Origin of the sequence: Pedobacter glucosidilyticus DSM 23534 (genome assembly GCF_000425145.1) — a bacterium.
Lineage (GTDB): Bacteria > Bacteroidota > Bacteroidia > Sphingobacteriales > Sphingobacteriaceae > Pseudopedobacter > Pseudopedobacter glucosidilyticus.
On the sequence record NZ_AULF01000067.1, the window covers coordinates 1 to 1,964 of the forward strand.

The following is a 1,964-nucleotide window of genomic DNA, read 5'->3' on the forward strand; positions in this document are numbered from 1 at the left end:
TTACTCAAGGTCAAACTTCCCTGATTAATGGTATAAATACCAACATTTTCTCCTGCAACTCTGCTCAAGCTTCCGCTAAAACTATCACCTATTACTAGCGATGGGCTCAAGGTATAGGTTAATACAGGGTCCGTATCTCCATAAGTTTTAGTTTTCGCTTCTGCTAATACATTGATAACTTTCTTATTAATTGTTAGTGTTTGTACTTGCGGGTTTGCCGCTAAGAAAGCGCTATTTCCATTCTGTAAAGCCGTAATGGTTGTTGTACCTTGTCCAACGATATGGATGTTTCCATTTATAATGGTAGCAACATTTGTATTACTGGAGGTATAAGTAATAGTTAAATTTGAACTTGCCGTTGCACCCGGAGAAAAATCAGCATCGCCATAAACTTTAACTGGTAAAGCTGCAAAGCTTATCACTTGTGGTGCTTGTGGTGTTGCAGTTTCAATTGCGCTTTCAACACTCTCGTTACCCGCTACATCTACTGCTATAATTTTATAATAATAAGTGGTACCGTTTGTTAAACCGGTATGAGTATAGCTGGTAGTAGGAGTACTTACATTTTGCAAAAGCGTTGTTGGATTATTGGATATTCCTCCAAAAACACGGTAAAGTACAAGATCTGTCTCTGTATTTGGTGTCCAATTTAAAATATTCTCTTGGTTGCCAGCTGATACGAGTAAATTTGTAGGTATGTTTGGTGCTAAATTATCAAACACATAATTTTTAGTATATACTGTACCTGAATTCCCTGCTGCATCCATCACCTTTATTTGTATGGTATTAGTTCCAACAAGTGTTGTGTTAAGACCAAAAGTAGTATCTCCTGTAGTGGCCGTAGCATTATTAAAAGAGACACCATTATTAACAGAAACCCAAACGCTTTCACCAGTTAAAAGACTGGCACTTAAACTTCCAATAATGGTTTGACTGCTTATATTTGTAATAAAATCACCAGCTATTCCAGAATCATTGGATAGGGATGAATTAGTAATGCTTGTTGATGGAGCTTGTGTATCATAAGCTATAGAAGGACTTGCACCGGCATTACCCAGATTACCTACAGCATCAGTATAACTACCAGCATTTACAGAGATACTCGCAGAACCTACATTCACATTGTCTGTAGGGGTAAATATAGCTGTATAAACCAAGCCACTTCCAGAAATTGCAGAAAGACTACCTCCACTTATGGTAATATCTCCGACAGAGCCATCCCATGTAAAACTTGTTCCAGGTGATTTATTAAATGTAAAAGTGATTATAGATGTTTCTCCTTTTTTTAACAAACTTGGGTTACTGCTTATACTTACCGTAGGAACAATGGCATCTACCAGTACTCCAGATGTATTTCCAGGATTATTTAAATTAAGAACAGCCGCAGTTGAGAGAGCATCGGTTATGGTGCCTCCATTAAGGGCTATGCTTCCAAGCGTTACACCATCATTATCTGTTAAACCAGATGGTATGATATATCTAAAAGTAAGGGCTGATGAACCACTCCCTGATAAATAATTGGCATTTACCACTGTGGCTCCTATAGTTAAACTTAGGCTTGGAGTACCTGTTACAATTACAGCCTCACTAAAGTTTACCGTAAAGTTTAGTGCATCTCCTATTTTATAGGTAGCAGCAACAGGTACAGATACACTATTTACACCTGTAGGCTGCCTGATGGTTATAATTCTGGTAATTTGGCAAAGGTTTGCATCTCTTATGGTTACCGTGTAGGTCCCAGCGGTTAAACCTGTAGCTGTAGCTGCTGCTCCGCCATTTGGTGCCCAGGAATAAGTGTAACTACCTGTGCCTCCATTTGCTGTAACAGTTGCTGTTCCGTTATTACCTCCAAAGGTAGTTACATTGTTTTGTGTAGTACTTGCTGATAATACTGGTGGTTCCGTAATGGTAAAGTTTCTAGTAATAGCACATCCGTTAGAAGCTGTTATCAATACAGAGTAATT

The 1,964-nt window shown here is 38.4% G+C and carries 1 protein-coding gene; it reads right to left on the reverse strand.

Going from position 1 to position 1,964, the window contains the following annotated elements:
* Positions 1-1,964 (reverse strand): Ig-like domain-containing protein (locus H510_RS19635; RefSeq protein ID WP_245584836.1); only part of this gene is annotated, 1,964 nt, incomplete at both ends.